The following is a 17,525-nucleotide window of genomic DNA, read 5'->3' as shown; positions in this document are numbered from 1 at the left end:
GCTTGGGTGCAGCAGCGCTTTTGTCTATGATTGTGTGCCTTGCTTAAAAATACAATAGATATCTTATTATGACCGACACAAAAGCCCCCGTAGTTCTCGTTGATGGCTCCTCTTATCTGTTCCGCGCCTTCTTTGCGTCACAACAGGCTGATTTAAGAACATCCGACGGACGTCCAAGCGGTGCGGTGCGACTGGTCACCTCAATGATGCGCAGTCTGCTAAAGAGTTATCCAAACTCTCCTGTGGCGGTCATCTTCGATGCTAAGGGTAAAACCTTCCGTGATGAGATCTATCCTGAATACAAAGCACAGCGTCCTCCGATGCCCGATGATCTGCGTGAGCAAATTGAGCCGGTTCACAACATTATTAAGGCAATGGGATTGCCACTGTTGGTGGAAGAGGGCGTCGAAGCGGATGATGTGATCGGTACACTGGCGCGCCAGGCCGAAGCGCACAATTTAGAGGTTGTGATCTCAACGGGCGATAAAGATATGGCGCAGTTGGTCGATGATAAGGTCACCCTAATCAACACCATGACTGACACTAAGATGGATCGCGACGGGGTGGTCGAAAAGTTTGGTATTCCCCCAGAATTGATCATCGATTATCTGGCTCTGATGGGCGATAAGGTCGATAACATTCCAGGTGTGCCTGGCGTGGGCGAGAAGACAGCACTGGCGCTTCTGCAAGGTATTGGCGGTATCAGTGACCTCTACCAAAATCTCGATAAGATTGCCGATCTAACCTTCCGTGGCTCTAAAACCATGGCCAAGAAACTTGAAGAGCATCGTGAAGCGGCTGAGCTCTCTTATCTGTTAGCGACTATTAAAACGGATGTTGAACTGTCGATCTCTCTATCGGATGTGCACCTTCCGCAACCTGATAACGCTTCGTTGATTGAGCTGTTTAAGGATTACGAGTTCCGCTCATGGGTGGCGCTATTAGAGGGCCCCGATGGGCAAGCTGTTGAAGACTCTGCGCCTTCAAACGAGCCCGTTGCTCCTAAGCCCAGTGTTGAACGCCACTACGAAACCATTTTGGATCAGGCGACGGCCTCTGCGTGGTTTGCCAAACTGCGCGCTGCGGGCACCTTTGCCTTTGATACCGAGACGACCAGCCTAAACTACATGCAAGCTCAGTTAGTGGGTGTCTCATTCTGTTGTGAAGAGGGCAAAGCGGCCTACTTGCCACTGGGCCATGATTACGTCGGCGTGCCGGAGCAAGTTAATTTTGATTGGGCGTTAGCTGAGCTTAAAACGCTGCTCGAGGATGCCTCCCTCAATAAAGTGGGTCAGCACATTAAGTACGACATGAATGTGCTGGCGCGATATGGCATTAATGTTCAAGGCGTATCAGCCGATACCATGCTGGAATCCTATGTACTGAACAGCACCGCGACACGCCATGATATGGACAGTTTGGCTAAGTTCTATCTAGATGAGAGTACCATCAGCTTTGAATCCTTGGCGGGTAAAGGCAAGAAGCAACTGACCTTTAATCAGATCGAGATAGAGCAGGCCGCCCCTTATGCCGCTGAAGATGCCGATATTACGTGGCGTCTGCATGAGACCTTGCAGCAAGCTCTAAATGAAGTGCCTTCGGTGAAACCGATTCTAGACGAGATCGAGATTCCACTGATTCCGGTTCTGTCACGCATTGAACGCAACGGTGCGCTGATTAAATCGGTACTGCTGGCGCAACAGAGTGCTGAGATCGAGCAGCGCCTTAAGGTGTTAGAGAACGACGCGTTTGAAGCGGCGGGTGAGCCGTTTAATCTATCCTCACCTAAACAACTGCAGACCATTCTGTTTGAAAAGCAGGGGCTGCCGGTGATTAAGAAGACTCCGAAAGGCGCCCCGTCGACGGCAGAAGAGGTGCTGCAAGAGTTGGCGCTGGAGTACCCACTGCCCAAGCTGATTATTGAGCACCGCGGTCTAACCAAATTGAAATCGACCTACACGGACAAGCTGCCGACGATGGTTGATCCCAATACGGGTCGTCTGCATACCTCATACCATCAAGCGGTGACGGCTACAGGACGTCTCTCTTCGACTGACCCGAACCTGCAGAATATTCCGGTTAGAACGGCCGAAGGTCGACGTATCCGACACGCCTTTGTCGCTCCAGAGGGCTACCGCATGGTGGCGGCCGACTATTCACAGATCGAACTGCGCATTATGGCGCACCTCTCTGGCGATGCGGGATTGGTCAATGCCTTTGCCAATGGCGATGACATTCACAAAGCGACGGCTGCCGAGGTCTTTAAGGTCTCACCGGATGAGGTCAGCACCGATCAGCGCCGCAGTGCCAAAGCGATCAACTTCGGCTTGATCTACGGTATGTCTGCGTTTGGTTTGGCCAAGCAGTTGGGTACGTCGCGTAAAGAGGCGCAGACCTACATTGAGCACTATTTCGAAACCTACCCAGGTGTCCAAAACTACATGGAGAGCACCCGCGACATGGCGCGCGAGCAGGGGTACGTTGAGACCATCTTTGGTCGCCGTCTCTACTTGCCAGAGATCAACGCCCGTAACCCAATGTTGCGCCAAGGGGCTGAACGGACTGCGATCAACGCTCCGATGCAGGGTACCGCCGCCGATATCATTAAGCGCGCTATGTTGGCGGTAGATGCTTGGCTAACAGAAAGCGGCTTTGATGCCAGAATGATCATGCAGGTGCACGATGAATTGGTCTTTGAAGTGGCTGAAGATCAGGTTGATGCATTTAATGCTGAGATTAAACGTCTAATGGAGTCGGCCGCTGAATTGAGTGTGCCGCTGTTGGTCGAAGTGGGTGTCGGGGATAACTGGGAGCAAGCGCACTAAGCTTGCCCCCATTCACACAATTAGCTCTATTCTGCGTCGAACGGCTCTGGCAATAGCCAGCTGTCTAAACGGTTACGTAGCTGATCAACGCCCGTTTTCTTCAGTGCTGAAAAGACCTGTACGCTGACTTTGTCGGCCAGACGCTCTTTGGTCTCTTTCTTAATTTTCAACAACGTAGCCTGAGCTGGGCCGCGTTTTAGCTTGTCGGCTTTGGTGAGCAGAATGTGCAGTGGCACGCCCGTAGATTCACACCAGTCGATCATCATCTCATCGAACTCTTTCATCGGATGGCGGATATCCATCACCAGTACCACCCCGCGCAGACATTGACGGCGCTGTAGGTAGTCATCGAGATGCTTTTGCCAGTGCTCTTTCATTGCGATCGGCACTTTCGCATAGCCATAACCAGGAAGGTCGACAATGCGCACACCTTCGACATTCAGATCGAAAAAGTTGATCAGCTGGGTGCGACCTGGTGTTTTTGAGGTGCGCGCTAAACTGTTTTGATTGGTTAGCGAGTTAATGGCACTCGACTTGCCGGCATTGGAGCGCCCAGCGAAAGCAACTTCTGCACCGACATCCTCTGGACACTGACTGAGTTTTGCTGCGCTTATAAGAAAACGTGCTGTGTTGTAATGAATTTGTTCTAACTCTTCAGTCATATCTGGCCTTTAGTACTATATAAGTACGGGGTTTATCGGTTTTCGTTATAGATGATTAGGTTTATAATGCACCGCAATTTTAGCGCTGTCGTCAACTCGTAACCACCAAAAGTGAAAAAAACGAGCGCGTTGAACGGATTCGACGAAGCCAGCACCACTGGTTTCAAACTTTTCAAAGATGAAATGTGGGTAGAGAGCCATGAAAAAAGTATTACTCGGAATGTTGATCAGCGTTGGTCTGGTTAGCGGATCGAATGCGGCAGATGTCGCTCAATTAACGGCTGTATGTGCTGGCTGTCACGGTGCTGATGGTAACAGTATGGTGGGTAACTTTCCTAAGATTGCCGGCCAAGGCCAGCCATACCTGCTAAAGCAGCTTAAAGAGATCAAGTCAGGTGCACGTGCTATTCCTGAAATGACCGGTCTTCTTGATGCGATGAGCGATGATGAGCTTGCTGCGATTGCCGCTCACTACGCGGGTAAAACGATGGTTGGTGGTCAGGCAGATCCAGCACTGGTTGAGCTTGGTCAGAAGATCTACCGCGCAGGTAACCCAGAGAGTGGCGTTGCAGCGTGTACTGCCTGTCACGGTCCTGCAGGTAAAGGCATTACGTCTGCAGGCTACCCAGCTCTAGCGGGTCAGCACGCTCAATACACTGAGAGCACGCTTAAGAAGTTCTACTCAGGTGAGCGTAACAACGATCCAAACGCGATGATGCGTACGATCGCTGCGAACATGAAAGAGAACGAAATGAAAGCGGTAGCCGCTTACATCCAGGGTCTATACGAGTAATCGTAGACTTCTATAAAGAGGCAGCTTCGGCTGCCTTTTTTGATTTCAGCTTCAATTCAGCCATGACCATTACTTTAGTTATTAAAGATAAATTCCAAGGAACTAAATCATGTTAAGACGTTCATTCAATCTGTTTGCTGTTGCCGTTTTGTCGCTTGGCGCCACACTTGCTCATGCGACAGAGTGGAAAGCGGGTGAGCACTACACCGTTCTTAAGCAGCCTGTACCGACAGCGGATGCGAGCAAAATCGAGGTGGTTGAGGCCTTTGGTTACTCTTGTCCGCACTGTAATGCCTTTGAGCCGATGCTTCACGCTTGGAGCCAGAAGCTTGCAGACGATGTGACGTTTGAAAATATGCCGGTTGTGTTTGGCCGCAGTTGGGAGCCGCTCGCTCGTGCATATTACGTAGGTAAGCTATTGGGCGTTAAAGATAAGGTTCACCAAGCGATGTTTGATGCGATTCATGTTGAACGTCGTCGTTTCCGCAGCCCAGAAGATATCGCTGAAGTATTTGAAGAGCATGGCGTGTCGAAACAGGACTTCCTTAAGACCTACAATTCCTTTGCGGTTGGCATGCAGTTGAAGCAGAGTGATGCGCGTGTCCGTGGATACCAGATTCAGGGTGTACCCAGCATCATCGTTAACGGTAAATACTTAGTCACCTCTACTCTAACGGGCTCACACGCCAACATGTTGAAAGTGGCAGAACACCTAATCGAGAAAGAGCGCAACGCTCAATAAAGGCACAATAACCTTCTAACAACTGCTCCTTTTGGAGCAGTTGTTTTTTTATACTCCTCTAAGGTGGCATAATAGCGGCTTCATTATCGATCAGTGCTGGCGGCCGTTTCGTGCAAAGCATTCTTAGAATCATCAAAATTTATTGGGTTATCGCCCGTTTTCGTCTTGATACCTTCATCAACACGACCCGCTTGCCTTGGTACCTTCGCCTTGTGGTTACGCTTTTGCCTTGGCGTCTCTTCTTCCGTGCCAACGGCAGCTCTGAGGCGCGTTTACGCGGCGCATTGATCGCTTTAGGTCCTGTATTTATTAAGTTTGGACAGACCCTATCAACCCGACGTGACTTGCTGCCGCCAGATCTCGCCAATGAGTTGGCACTTCTGCAGGATCGAGTGCCTCCGTTCGAAGGCGCACAAGCGCGTAAGTTGATAGAGAAACAACTGGGTGCCAGTGTCGATGAGCTTTTTGCAGAGTTCGATGCCGAACCCCTAGCCTCGGCATCCGTTGCCCAAGTTCATCCAGCCCGACTGAAAGATGGCCGTGCTGTCGTTGTTAAGGTGATTCGCCCTGGTATTGAGCGTGTGATCCGCCAAGATGTTGCGCTGCTCTATGTCATGGCTCGTATGGTGCAGAATCTTTGGTCCGAGGGTAAGCGCCTGCGCCCCGTTGAGGTGGTTGAAGAGTACGAGCAGACCATCTTTGATGAGCTCGATCTGCGTAAAGAGGCGGCCAATGCGACTCAGCTAAGACGTAACTTTGCCGACTCAGATATTCTTTACGTGCCCGAAGTTTATTGGGACTTCACGCGTCAAAGCGTCATGGTGATGGAGCGTATATCCGGTATTCCTGTAGCGGATGTCGACGCTTTGCAAGCTCAGGGTACCAATATGGAGAAGCTGGCTGAACGTGGCGTAGAGATCTTCTTTACCCAAGTCTTCCGTGACAGTTTTTTCCATGCTGATATGCACCCAGGCAATATCTTTGTGTCGCGTGAAAATCCTGACGACCCACAATACATTGCCGTTGATTTTGGTATTGTGGGATCGCTTTCACCTGAAGATCAGAGCTACCTGGCCCGTAATATTTTGGCCTTCTTCCAGCGCGACTACCGTTTGGTGGCACAGCTACACATCGACTCCGGTTGGGTACCTGCTGATACCAATGTTCACGCTTTCGAGACCGCTATTCGCAGTGTTTGTGAGCCGATTTTTGAAAAGCCATTGAAGGACATATCCTTTGGAATGGTGCTGTTAGGACTGTTTCAGACGGCGCGTCGCTTTAATATGGTCGTGCAACCTCAGCTGATTCTTCTACAAAAAACCTTGCTCAATATTGAAGGGCTGGGTCGGCAGCTCTATCCAGAATTGGATCTTTGGAAAACGGGTAAACCCTATCTAGAGAACTGGATGAAAGAGCGTATGGGTGTCAAAGCGATGATCAAGAATATCAAGCAGCAGGCACCGGATTGGATTGAGAAGTTACCGCAAATTCCACAACTGGTATTTGATAACTTGCAACAAAACCGTCAAGCGGGTGAGTTAGAGTACCAACGCATGCTGGCTTTGCAGCAAGCGCAAGAGCAGCGATCACGTAATACACGCCGTACCCTACTGTTGGCAGCCACTTTAGCAGCTGCGACAGCATTGGCAGAGCCGGCCGTATTGGCTTGGGTAGAATCCCTACCCGGTTATGCTTGGCTGCCAGCCGGTTTGGCTTGGCTGCTTGTGTGGCGGGCATAGGAAAGAGAGATGTCTTGGTTAGATGAAATTAAGTGGGATGATCGTGGTTTAGTACCGGCGATCGCTCAAGATTACAAAACCGGTGAAAACCTAATGGTCGCTTGGATGAACCGCGAGTCATTAGAGTTGAGTGTGGCCGAAGGGCGTGCCATTTATTGGTCGCGTTCGCGTCAAAAGCTTTGGCGTAAAGGTGAAGAGTCGGGTAATGTTCAGCAGCTGCACGCGATCCGTTTGGACTGTGATGCAGATGTCATTCAGTTGAGCGTTGAACAAATTGGCGAAGTGGCTTGTCATACAGGTCGTCGTAGCTGTTTTTACCGTAAGCTCAATAGTGAGACCGGCGAATGGCAAGTTGAAACGGACGTGCTGAAGGATCCAGCGCTGCTGTATGCGAAAGAGGATACCAAAGGTGAATAACGTTATTGGCGAACTGTCCGCTATTCTTGAAGAACGTAAAGGGGCGTCAGCTGACTCGAGTTATGTAGCCAGTCTTTACTCTAAAGGGTTAAATAAAATCTTAGAGAAAGTGGGTGAAGAGGCGACTGAAACCATCCTTGCGGCTAAAGATGCAGAAAAGAGTGGTGACAATTCGGAGCTAATCTACGAAACTGCTGATCTTTGGTTCCATACCATGGTGGCGTTAAAGCACTTAGATGTGTCACCGGAACAGGTTTTAGAGGAACTGGCACGACGTTTTGGTCTGTCAGGCCTTGAAGAAAAAGCAAATCGCACCAAATAATAGGTGTATAACAAACTAAAACAGAACAACAACGCGTTAGGAGAACTGTAATGGGTTTTGGTGGTATCAGCATTTGGCAATTGGTTATCGTACTCGGCATTATCATTCTGCTGTTCGGTACTAAGAAACTTCGTAACCTGGGTGGTGACGTAGGTTCAGCTGTAAAAGGCTTCAAAAAAGCAATGTCTGATGAAGGCGCAAAAGAAGAGCCTAAATCAATCGCTCAAGAGAGTGATGCAGAGTTCAAAGCTGCAGACGCTGAAAAAACTGAAGATAAAACCGAATCTAAGTCTTAATTTAAGATGTTTGATATCGGTTTTGCCGAGCTGCTCATCGTTGGTGTAGTAGGTCTGGTCGTACTTGGTCCAGAGAAACTGCCGACAGCAGCTCGCACGGTTGGCCTATGGGTAGGTCGTATTCGCCGCTCTATCGGTTCGATTCAACGCGAGATCAATGAAGAGTTGCGCGTTGACGAGCTAAAACGCACCACGGCGATGAGCAAAGATCAGCTAGAGAAAGAGCTTGGTGATGTTACCGAATCTTTCCAGCGTCCTTTTGGTGAGGATTCGCCTGCAGAAAAAGCAGCACCTGACGCCCCCAAAACCGACTTTGACCCAACTTCATTTACCAGTGACCCTTCCGTTCACGAAGCTTACAAGCCAACCGCCGTAGCCGAAGAGAACGCTCAAGAAGAGAGCGCTGCCCAAGTCGCTGAATCAGATGTTGCCGAGCCGGTAACTGCTGAACCAGCTGAGCAGCTAGCGGACAATACAGAGCAGAATGAGCCAAACAAACACAGCTGATAAAGAGCAGCCATTAATTGCCCACCTAATCGAGTTACGCCAGCGCGTCATGCGCATCGTGTTGTTCGTGTTGGTGATTTTTGCGGGGCTTTTCTACTTCGCGAATGATCTTTATGCCTACCTATCGGCACCGCTGACTGCGCTGCTGCCTGAAGGGACCAGCATGATCGCGACGGACGTTACGTCGCCGTTCTTTGCGCCCTTTAAATTGGCATTGGTGTTAGCGGTATTCATCGGTATCCCTTACATTCTGCATCAGATCTGGAGCTTCATCGCACCGGGTCTATACGAAAATGAGAAGCACCTTGCCGTGCCTCTTCTGATCTCATCGATCTTCCTCTTCTACGCCGGTATTGCCTTTGCCTACTTTGTGGTCTTCCCACTGGTATTTGGCTTCTTTACCAGCGTAGGTCCAGAGAACGTTGCGGTGATGACGGACATCAGCAGCTATTTGAACTTCGTTCTAAAACTGTTCTTCGCTTTCGGTGTGGTCTTCGAGATCCCTATCGCAACGCTGTTACTGATCTGGTCAGGCGCGACAACTGCACAGTCACTGGGTGAAAAACGTGCCTATGTGATCGTTGGCTGTTTTGTTGTCGGCATGCTGCTGACACCGCCAGATATCATCTCTCAATCACTACTCGCGCTGCCAATGTGGCTGCTGTTCGAAGTAGGTCTGATCATGGGCCGTATCTTTGTTCGCAACACGGATGAAGAGGAGTTTGAAGATGAGTTCGCCGCGGCCGAAGCCGAAGACGATGCAAACCGTTCAGACTCAGAAGAGACTGATAGCAGCGCTAAAAGCTAAGTTTTAACGCTGCTCAATGCCTCAGATCGACAACCCCCCTCGTAAACCCTTTGTTACGCGTGGTGCTAATGTAAAGCGCTGTGAACATTGCCGTCTGCCAATCACCGCCTGTATCTGTGAGTACCGATCTGAGGTTGAATCACAGGTTGAGTTTGTGGTGCTGATGCATCGCTACGAAACCTATAAACCCACCAATACCGGTAGGCTAATCGCCGACAGTATCGCTAAAACCCGCGTCATAGAGTGGCAAGGTCGCAAAGAGCCAGGTGACGAGTTAACAGCTTTACTGAACGATCCCTCTTATCAGCCTATCATTGTCTTCCCACCCGCAGAGGACTACCTCGAGCGAATGACAACGCCCGTTGAGGTCCAACAACGTTCGGGTAAGCCACTTTTAATTCTGCTGGATGGTACCTGGCGACAAGCGCGCAGGATCTTCCGCCACTCTGACTACCTACAACATCTACCAGTGATCAGTCTGGATGAAGTGCGCGAGTCGAGTTATGGATTGCGCAAAGCGATTCATGAAGGACAACTCTGCACCGCCGAAGTTGCCATCGCACTGCTTGAACAGTTAGGCGATGAACCTGCCTCGAACCACCTCAATGCCTATTTCAAACGCTTTAATCAGCACTACGTCGCTAGTCGTGGTCGATTAGCCAAGCGTGATCGTGACACAGGCGAACTAGTTTAAGTTCTTTTTTCGCCAAGCTCTTCGATGACCAACATAGATATAATTTATCAAGGCCATAAACATAATAAAATTTATTATGTATTTTTGTTATGTAACTATAACCATATCGACTGAAGATAAGTCGAAATTAAATTAACAATGGAGATAAACCATGGCTTTACGTATTAATGATACTGTCCCAAATCTTGATCTTGTCACTGATCAGGGTGAATTCAAGCTTCATGATTTCATTGGTGATAGCTGGACAATCCTTTTCAGCCATCCGAAAGACTTTACTCCAGTATGTACAACTGAATTTGGCGCAGTTGCTCAACTGGCCGATGAATGGGCGAAGCGCAATACCAAAGTGATCGGTCTATCGGTTGACGGTGTTGATGAGCACAAAGAGTGGAAGTGCGATATCGAGAGCTTTGCCAATGCAAAGGCTAATTTCCCAATCATTGCTGATGAGTCGCTAGAGGTTTCTAAAGCACTCGATATGTTGCCAGCGGAAGCATACCTTCCTGATGGCAGAACAGCAGCTGATTCTGCTAGTGTTCGAGTTGTATTCATTTTTAGCCCAGATAAAAAGCTTCAGCTTTCGATGACATATCCGATGTCTGTTGGTCGCAATTTTGCTGAAGTACTGCGTGCGCTTGACGCACTTCAAGCTTCTTACGGTGTGCCAATTGCGATGCCAGCTAACTGGGTGCCTGGTGAGGACGTAATCGTAGCTCTATCACTTAACGATGAAGAGGCTAAAGAGCGTTTTGGCGATGTAGACATCAAGCTGCCTTACCTACGCACCACTAAGCAGCCCTCTTAAGACCGGTTCTGTAATAAGACCCAGCCATGTGCTGGGTTTTTTATTGCTTGATGCAGTGCACAATGCGATAGTTGGGTGAGTCCCAACTTCTGGAGCCTTGTTGATGAAGCTAGTCATTGCCCCTGATTCGTTCAAAGAGAGCCTAGATGCAGAAGGCGTCGCACGTGCGATTGCCAAAGGCATTGAGTCAACGCTAACGGATGTCGACATTCACTGCGTACCTGTGGCGGACGGTGGCGAGGGAACGACGGAAGCGCTGATTGCAGCAACCTCTGGGAAGCAACACACGGCCGAAGTGACGGGGCCATTAGGGGGCTCCCTCAATGCTATCTGGGGCGTACTGGGTCACCAAGAGGGTGTGCCACTGACAGCGGTGGTCGAAACAGCGGCAGCCTCAGGATTGGATAAGATACTGCCTGAACAGCGTGATGCCCTAACAGCTTCAACCTATGGTACGGGTGAGCTGATCCTTAAAGCCCTGGATCAAGGCGCGCGTCGCATCATTATGGGCTTAGGAGGCAGTGCCACCAATGATGGTGGAACGGGATTGTTAAGGGCTCTGGGTGCTAAGTTTCTTGATGCGGCAGGTCATGAACTTGCCGAAGGGGGTGCGGCACTGGCTGATCTGGATCGTATAGATCTAACCGGATTTGACCCACGTTTAGCCGAGACAGAGTTCTTAGTCGCCTGTGATGTTGATAATCCGCTGTTAGGTGAGCGGGGGGCTTCTGCTATTTTTGGTCCGCAAAAGGGGGCGACACCTGAACAGGTTCAACAGTTGGATGACGCCCTAACTCGATTGGCCGACGTGAGTGCTGACTTGTTGGGTAAGGATTTACGAGATCGTGCCGGCGCTGGCGCAGCGGGTGGCCTTGGCTACGCGTTGGTTCAGTTTTTAGATGCTCGCTTAGCACCAGGTATCGATCTGGTGCTGGAGGCGGTCGATTTCCATAAAACGCTTGAGGGTGCCGATCTGGTGATTACCGGTGAGGGACGCATGGACGGTCAAAGTCTAAGCGGTAAAACCCCGGTTGGCGTTGCACGTTGGGCTAAACAGCACGACCTGCCTGTAATTGCACTCTGTGGCTCTATTGGTGAGGGTGCAGAGGGCGTGCATGACGTGGGGATAGATGCACTTTTCTCAGTGGTTCCAGGTGTTTGTAGCTTGGAAGAGGCGCTTGCTAATGGCGCTGAAAATTTAGAAAGAACTGGCGCCCAAATTGGACGCCTGTTGAGCCTGAAGACTATTCAGCTTTAGCTGCGGCTTGTTGCTCAATCTCTGCACGAACGGTATCCATATCAAGTTCAGCCGCTTTGGTCAGCAGTTCGCGAAGCTGTCCCGCTTGCAGTGCACCGCCTTCGTTGTAGATCAGAATGTTGTCGCGGAAGATCATCAGTGTTGGAATCGAGCGAATGCGGAACTCTGCTGCAATTTGCTGTTCAACCTCAGTATTCACCTTACCAAAGACAACGTCTGGGAACTCTTCAGAGACGGTATCAAAGGTTGGGCCAAAGGCTTTACAAGGACCACACCAAGGCGCCCAGTAATCGACAATCACAAAGTTGTTTTGCGTAATGGTCGATTCAAAATTCTCTTGGTTTAGCTCAATAACCGCCATGTTGCTCTCCTAATGTTTAGTTTATATTAGAAACAGCTTATCAATGATTGATGGCAGTTAATAGGATTAAAGCGGTCTAGGTCTAAAACACTAGCGTACGTGATACATTAATTAAAATTTAGAAGAGTCCTTTATATGAACATAGATCGTTCTCTTTCCGTCGCAGTGACGGGTGCTACAGGCTATGTTGCTGGTTGGATTATTAAGCGCTTATTGGAAGAGGGGTTAACTATACATGCCACGGTGCGTGATCCCGAGGCCACCGATAAACTTAAAGCGTTGAACGCCTTAGCTGATGGAAGCCCGGGTACGCTTAAATTCTTCAAAACCGATCTGCTCTCCAAAGAGGGGTTTGCCGATGCGATCGAGGGGTGTGGTGTTGTATTTCATACCGCATCGCCTTTTACCTCAAATTTTAAAGACCCGCAGCGGGAACTTATTGATCCTGCGTTGATCGGTACCCGCAATGTGCTCGAGACGGCTAAATCCTTCGAAACCGTTAAGCGGGTGGTGGTCACCAGTTCTTGTGCTGCAATCTATACTGATGCGACAGAGTGTGACTCGGTCGAGGGCGGCGTGCTAACGGAAGCAAACTGGAATGAAACCGCATCCATAGACTATCAGCCCTATTCGTATTCAAAAACTCTGGCCGAACGTGAAGCCTGGCGCATCGCTGAGGATGCATCGTTTGACTTGGTGACGATCAATCCCTGTTTAGTGATGGGGCCAGCGATAGGTGGCATTCCAACGTCAGAGAGTTTCTCGATCATCGAACGTGTGGGTTCGGGTGAGTTCAAACAGGGTGCGCCACGTTTAGGTATTGGTTTTGTTGATGTTCGAGAGGTCGCAGAAGCTCATCTACGTGCAGCCTTCACCCCTGAGGCAGTAGGGCGCTTTATTCTTTCTGGACACTGTAGCGACCTACTAACCGCACTACTGACACTGCAAGCGCGATTCGGAAAGGACTACAAACTTCCCAAGAGAGCTGCACCTAAATGGTTGGTTTGGTTGCTTGCTCCGTTCATTAAATTGGATCGAAAGTTTATTGCTAACAACGTCAACATCGAATGGCGAGCGGACAACAGTAAGAGTCGGGAGGTATTAGGTATTGAGTATCGTCCACTCTCTGAAACGATGAATGATATGTTCGAGTATTGGGTGGAGCATCGATCGTAAAACACCGATCTTTAGACAACAAAAAAGGAGGCATTCGCCTCCTTTTTATATTGTGTGCAGTGCGTGCTTATTCAGCCGCTTCAGCTTCGCCTTGCTCTGCTTTCTGCTGTTCCATTACTTGCTGAACTTTCTGTGCGTACAAAGCATCGAAGTTCACCTGTGCAAGCATCAGTGCAGGGAAGCTAGCTTTAGTCGCTAGGTTGTCTACTGCTTCACGTGCGTATGGGAATAGAAGCGTTGGGCAGTATGCACCTAGAGTGTGGTGCAGCTGTGCTGGCTCAAAGCCGCTGATCTGGAAGATAGCTGCTTGCTGTACTTCGATCAGAAAGGCTGTTTCATCTTCTGTCTTAACGGTCACAGTCAGTGTTAGGTTCACTTCGTAGTGATCATCGCCCAGTACACGGCTAGCCGAATTAACATCTAGACCAACCTGTGGCTGCCAAGCTTTGTTGAAAATTTCTGGGCCAGCAGGTGTTTCAAGTGATGCGTCTTTTAGGTAGACACGTTTCATACCAAACTGTGGTGCTGGTTGCTGATTCTCTTCAGACATGTTGCTTCCTTACTTTTAATCGTTCTAATTATTCGCCGGCGTTGTTTGCCAGCAGTCCGTCCAGTTCACCATTGCGCTCAAGTGCGAACAGATCGTCGCATCCGCCAACGTGGTGCTCGCCGATAAAGATTTGAGGAACGGTACGTCGACCACTGCGTTCCATCATTTCAGCGCGTTTTGTTGGATCCTGATCTACGCTGATCTCGTTAAATGAAACACCTTTGTGATCAAGTAACATCTTTGCACGAGTGCAAAAACCGCATAGAGCTGAGCTGTAAATTTCTACTGTCATTTTGTTACCACTGGCATGCTTTGGTGGCGCCACTCAGAGATGCCTCCGGTAAGACGCATCGCCTGTGTGAATCCAGCCGATTTCATTTTGCGACACGCGGTGCCCGCTGTCTGACCCATGTTACACACTACAATGATCGGCTTCTCTTTGTACTGATCCAACTCAGTCATGCGGCGATCGAAATCAGCCAGTGGAATGTTGATCGAGTTAGTCAGGTGGCCAGTGCTGAAATCTTTGTGCGCTCGGATATCAAGAACAACAGCATCTTCTTTATTGATTAGGCGCGTTGCTTCAGCCGCCGTCACTGATTTACCGCCTTTCATACGCTCAGTAAAGATCAGCATGGCTAGGGTAAATGCCCAAGCAACAACCATCATGGTGTGATTGCCGATAAATTCGATTACGTTTTCCATTTCAGACCTGTGTATGCAATAAAAATTAATGCGCGAAAGTATACATTGCAGAGCCTCAAGGGATAAGGGGGCTGACTGAAAAATCACCAATGTTTAATGGTTTTAACGGGCCTCAGCGGTTAAAATCTCTATCAATCTAAAGTCTTATAACCGGAATATTCATAACTATGAGTGATATGCGCACCCCAAGAGCGCTTCTTATCCTAGATGGGTACGGAGTCGAAGCCACTGAATCATCAGCTGTAGCCGCTGCTAATACGCCCGTTTGGGATGGTCTATTGGCCAATAATCCAAACTCACGTATTCAAACATCGGGCATGGCCGTGGGCCTTCCAGATGGTCAGATGGGTAACTCTGAAGTAGGGCACATGAATATCGGTGCAGGCCGAACCGTTTATCAAAACCTAACGCGTATTACCAAAGCGATTGCCGATGGTGATTTCTTCGAGAACAGCGTGCTGGTTAACGCGATGGATGCCGCAATTGCAAAGGGTAATGCTGTGCACATTACTGGCTTGTTATCCCCTGGCGGTGTCCACAGCCACGAAGATCATATTGTTGCGTTGGCTAAAATGGCCGTTCAACGCGGTGCGAAGCAGGTTTACCTACACGCTATTTTGGATGGTCGTGATATGCCGCCTCGCTCTGCAGAGCCGTCGATTGCTCTCGCTGAGAAGGCGTTTGCAGATCTGGGCGTAGGCGCCATCGCCACCGTTGTTGGTCGTTACTACGCAATGGATCGTGATAACCGTTGGGATCGTGTGCAGATGGCTTACGATGCCATGACAATGGGTAAAGGTGTTCAAACGGCTGAGTCCGCTCAAGAGGCGCTCTCTGCTGCTTACGCTCGTGATGAGAACGATGAGTTTGTCGCGGCCACTGTGATTACTGACGTATCGGGTGCGCCAGTGGGTACGATCAATGATGGTGATACCCTAATCTGTGCTAATTTCCGCCCGGATCGTGCTCGTGAAATTACGCGTGCCTTTGTTCTGGATGACTCATTCGATGGTTTTGAACGCGCTAAACGCCCAGCGCTTGCTGACTTTGTCATGCTGACCGAATATGCAGCGGATATCCCGGCCTCTTGTGCCTACCCGCCACAAAAGATCAGTAACGATTTAGGTGAGTACCTCTCGGGTATGGGTAAAACGCAGCTGCGCATCTCTGAAACCGAGAAGTATGCACACGTTACCTTCTTCTTTAACGGTGGTCAGGAAGAGGTCTACCCAGGTGAAGAGCGCATCTTGGTGCCTTCTCCCGATGTGGCCACTTACGACCTGAAGCCTGAGATGAGCTTGCCAGAGGTCAGTGAAAAACTTTGTGAAGCGATTCGCAGTCGCAAATATGATCTGATTGTCTGCAACTTTGCCAATGGCGATATGGTCGGTCATACCGGTAAATTTGATGCAGCGGTTAAAGCCTGTGAAGCGGTCGACGAAGCACTGGCTAAGGTGCTGGCGGCGATGGCAGAAGTGGGCGGCGAGACACTGATCACAGCCGATCACGGTAACGTTGAGTTGATGGTTGATCCAAACTCAGGACAGCCTCATACATCCCACACCAACTGGCCAGTCGCTTTGATCTACGATGGTCCTCGTAAAGCGTCGCTAACCCTAGCGGATGGCGCGCTATGTGATCTGGCACCGACGCTGCTGGATCTAATGGATATTGATAAGCCGTCTGAAATGACCGGCTCTAGCCTGGCGTCACGCTAATCCGTGTTGCGCCACTGGCTCCTTCTAGGTCTCTTCTGTTGCTCCCCAGCATTAGCGGGAACGGCTGAAGAGACTGAGCAGAAAATCAAACAGCTGACTGCACAGATGCAGTCACTGCAAAAAAGTGTCGCTAAAAAACAGGGCGACCAGCAAGCGCTCCAGAAAAAACTTCGTGAAGATGAGCGTAAAATTGCTGAAATTTCCTCTAAAAAGCGCGAAGTGTCCCTATCTATCAATAAACTAACTGGTCGAGCGAATACGCTAACCAGTGATCAGACTCGTCTAAAACAGGCGGTCGAAAAAGAGCGCGCATTGTTAATCTCTTTGCTGCAAGAGCAGTACCGTAAAGGTCGTCAGCCAATACTGAAAATGATTTTGAGTGGTACAGAGCCACAGACGGTTGATCGCATGCTGCGCTACTACGATCACCTCAGCGATGTTTTAAAAACGCGAGTGACTAGCTACCAAAGGCTATTAAGTGACTTTGATCAGAATCGCGCAGACCTCAGTGCGACAGAGTCGCAACTAGTGTCTGAAAAGCAGGCGCTAGTTGAGCAGGAAAATCGCTTAAAACAAGCCTACCAGCAGCGCTTAAAAACCTTGGATGAAATCAAGCGAGACATTGGCAGCGAGAAAAATCAGTTGGTCAAACTTGAGCAAGATCGCAAACAGCTTGAGTCTCTCCTCGTTGAGATAGAGCAGTCGCTGAAAGATAACTTCGTCGATATCGATACGCCGCAGATTGCCAAACGCAAAGGGAAGTTAGATTGGCCGGTGTCGGGTAAGTTGGCTCTTAAATATGGCAGTAAAAAGAGCACGCTATCGACCGATGGTATCTTCATCAGTTCCGATCCAGGTAAGGCTGTTAGAGTGATCCATCCAGGTCGTGTTGTCTTTTCTGAATGGTTAAGAGGCTATGGGCTTTTGATCATAGTGGACCATGGGGATGACTACCTCAGCCTCTATGGTCACAATCAGAGTCTGTTGCGTAACACAGGTGATTGGGTGCAAGCGGGCGAGACCATATCACTCACCGGTAGCAGTGGTGGCTATGATCAGACTGGCCTCTACTTCTCATTACGTCATAATGGTAAGAGTTTTAACCCGGTTCCCTGGCTAAATAAAAAGAGATAATTCGAATCAGTGA

20 protein-coding genes are annotated in these 17,525 nt (G+C 49.5%); 15 read left to right on the top strand and 5 right to left on the bottom strand.

Going from position 1 to position 17,525, the window contains the following annotated elements; translation table 11 throughout:
• Positions 1-68 precede the first annotated feature (68 nt).
• Complete coding sequence (gene polA, locus XMA127_RS10865; protein WP_173481847.1) at positions 69-2,825, top strand: DNA polymerase I; 2,757 nt, start codon at positions 69-71, stop codon at positions 2,823-2,825.
• A gap of 26 nt (positions 2,826-2,851) precedes the next feature.
• Here the strand turns inward: polA and yihA are convergent, their stop codons facing one another.
• Positions 2,852-3,487, bottom strand: coding sequence for a ribosome biogenesis GTP-binding protein YihA/YsxC (gene yihA / locus XMA127_RS10860; protein WP_173481848.1), 636 nt, complete (start codon positions 3,485-3,487; stop codon positions 2,852-2,854).
• A gap of 199 nt (positions 3,488-3,686) precedes the next feature.
• Between yihA and XMA127_RS10855 the strand changes: the two genes are divergently transcribed.
• From XMA127_RS10855 to XMA127_RS10805, 11 genes are all read left to right on the top strand, one after another.
• Complete coding sequence (locus XMA127_RS10855; protein ID WP_173481849.1) at positions 3,687-4,280, top strand: cytochrome c; 594 nt, start codon at positions 3,687-3,689, stop codon at positions 4,278-4,280.
• A gap of 109 nt (positions 4,281-4,389) precedes the next feature.
• Entirely contained in the window at positions 4,390-5,022 is a 633-nt protein-coding gene (locus XMA127_RS10850; protein ID WP_173481850.1) for a thiol:disulfide interchange protein DsbA/DsbL, read from the top strand.
• Positions 5,023-5,132: 110 nt separating this feature from the next.
• Complete coding sequence (gene ubiB, locus XMA127_RS10845; RefSeq protein ID WP_173481851.1) at positions 5,133-6,761, top strand: ubiquinone biosynthesis regulatory protein kinase UbiB; 1,629 nt, start codon at positions 5,133-5,135, stop codon at positions 6,759-6,761.
• Positions 6,762-6,770: 9 nt separating this feature from the next.
• Positions 6,771-7,178: a phosphoribosyl-AMP cyclohydrolase gene (hisI, locus tag XMA127_RS10840; RefSeq protein ID WP_173481852.1), complete on the top strand. Its 408-nt coding sequence runs from the start codon at positions 6,771-6,773 to the stop codon at positions 7,176-7,178.
• Positions 7,171-7,500: a phosphoribosyl-ATP diphosphatase gene (locus XMA127_RS10835; protein ID WP_173481853.1), complete on the top strand. Its 330-nt coding sequence runs from the start codon at positions 7,171-7,173 to the stop codon at positions 7,498-7,500. Before hisI ends, XMA127_RS10835 begins: the two co-directional genes overlap by 8 nt.
• Before the next feature lie 50 nt (positions 7,501-7,550).
• Positions 7,551-7,796 carry a twin-arginine translocase TatA/TatE family subunit gene (tatA, locus tag XMA127_RS10830; protein WP_173481854.1) on the top strand — a complete coding sequence of 82 codons (246 nt, stop codon included), beginning with the start codon at positions 7,551-7,553 and terminating at the stop codon, positions 7,794-7,796.
• 6 nt (positions 7,797-7,802) lie between these two features.
• Entirely contained in the window at positions 7,803-8,303 is a 501-nt protein-coding gene (tatB, locus tag XMA127_RS12110; protein ID WP_173481855.1) for a Sec-independent protein translocase protein TatB, read from the top strand.
• On the top strand, positions 8,281-9,111 hold the full coding sequence (tatC, locus tag XMA127_RS10820) for a twin-arginine translocase subunit TatC (RefSeq protein WP_173481856.1): 831 nt from the start codon (positions 8,281-8,283) through the stop codon (positions 9,109-9,111). The genes tatB and tatC overlap by 23 nt, the downstream gene beginning before the upstream one ends.
• A 16-nt stretch (positions 9,112-9,127) precedes the next feature.
• Positions 9,128-9,805, top strand: a complete 678-nt coding sequence (locus XMA127_RS10815) for a tRNA-uridine aminocarboxypropyltransferase (protein WP_173481857.1) — start codon at positions 9,128-9,130, stop codon at positions 9,803-9,805.
• Positions 9,806-9,956: 151 nt separating this feature from the next.
• Positions 9,957-10,610, top strand: coding sequence for a peroxiredoxin (locus XMA127_RS10810; protein WP_173481858.1), 654 nt, complete (start codon positions 9,957-9,959; stop codon positions 10,608-10,610).
• A gap of 103 nt (positions 10,611-10,713) precedes the next feature.
• On the top strand, positions 10,714-11,868 hold the full coding sequence (locus XMA127_RS10805; protein WP_173481859.1) for a glycerate kinase: 1,155 nt from the start codon (positions 10,714-10,716) through the stop codon (positions 11,866-11,868).
• On the opposite strand, the gene trxA is transcribed toward XMA127_RS10805, so the two are convergent.
• Positions 11,855-12,229, bottom strand: a complete 375-nt coding sequence (gene trxA, locus XMA127_RS10800) for a thioredoxin (RefSeq protein ID WP_173481860.1) — start codon at positions 12,227-12,229, stop codon at positions 11,855-11,857. The two genes, XMA127_RS10805 and trxA, sit on opposite strands and share 14 nt — an antisense overlap.
• A 135-nt stretch (positions 12,230-12,364) precedes the next feature.
• On the opposite strand from trxA, the gene XMA127_RS10795 reads away from it, so the two are divergent.
• Positions 12,365-13,405, top strand: a complete 1,041-nt coding sequence (locus XMA127_RS10795; RefSeq protein ID WP_173481861.1) for an NAD-dependent epimerase/dehydratase family protein — start codon at positions 12,365-12,367, stop codon at positions 13,403-13,405.
• 67 nt (positions 13,406-13,472) lie between these two features.
• On the opposite strand, the gene secB is transcribed toward XMA127_RS10795, so the two are convergent.
• Genes secB through XMA127_RS10780 form a run of 3 tightly spaced genes read right to left on the bottom strand, consistent with a single transcriptional unit; the run spans position 13,473 to position 14,660 of the window.
• Positions 13,473-13,955, bottom strand: coding sequence for a protein-export chaperone SecB (gene secB / locus XMA127_RS10790; RefSeq protein ID WP_173481862.1), 483 nt, complete (start codon positions 13,953-13,955; stop codon positions 13,473-13,475).
• Positions 13,956-13,983: 28 nt separating this feature from the next.
• Positions 13,984-14,247: a glutaredoxin 3 gene (gene grxC / locus XMA127_RS10785; protein ID WP_173481863.1), complete on the bottom strand. Its 264-nt coding sequence runs from the start codon at positions 14,245-14,247 to the stop codon at positions 13,984-13,986.
• Positions 14,244-14,660, bottom strand: coding sequence for a rhodanese-like domain-containing protein (locus XMA127_RS10780; protein WP_173481864.1), 417 nt, complete (start codon positions 14,658-14,660; stop codon positions 14,244-14,246). Before XMA127_RS10780 ends, grxC begins: the two co-directional genes overlap by 4 nt.
• Positions 14,661-14,827: 167 nt before the next feature.
• Between XMA127_RS10780 and gpmI the strand changes: the two genes are divergently transcribed.
• Together gpmI and XMA127_RS10770 are read left to right on the top strand one after the other, a co-directional pair.
• Positions 14,828-16,378, top strand: a complete 1,551-nt coding sequence (gene gpmI / locus XMA127_RS10775; RefSeq protein WP_173484174.1) for a 2,3-bisphosphoglycerate-independent phosphoglycerate mutase — start codon at positions 14,828-14,830, stop codon at positions 16,376-16,378.
• 3 nt (positions 16,379-16,381) lie between these two features.
• Entirely contained in the window at positions 16,382-17,512 is a 1,131-nt protein-coding gene (locus XMA127_RS10770) for a peptidoglycan DD-metalloendopeptidase family protein (RefSeq protein ID WP_173499190.1), read from the top strand.
• The last annotated feature ends 13 nt before the right edge of the window (positions 17,513-17,525 follow it).

The organism is Marinobacterium sp. xm-a-127 (assembly GCF_013283425.1).
Taxonomy (GTDB): Bacteria; Pseudomonadota; Gammaproteobacteria; order Pseudomonadales; family Balneatricaceae; genus Marinobacterium_E.
Note: the sequence above shows the minus strand (reverse complement) of the source record. Positions and strands in the feature narration are given on the sequence as shown.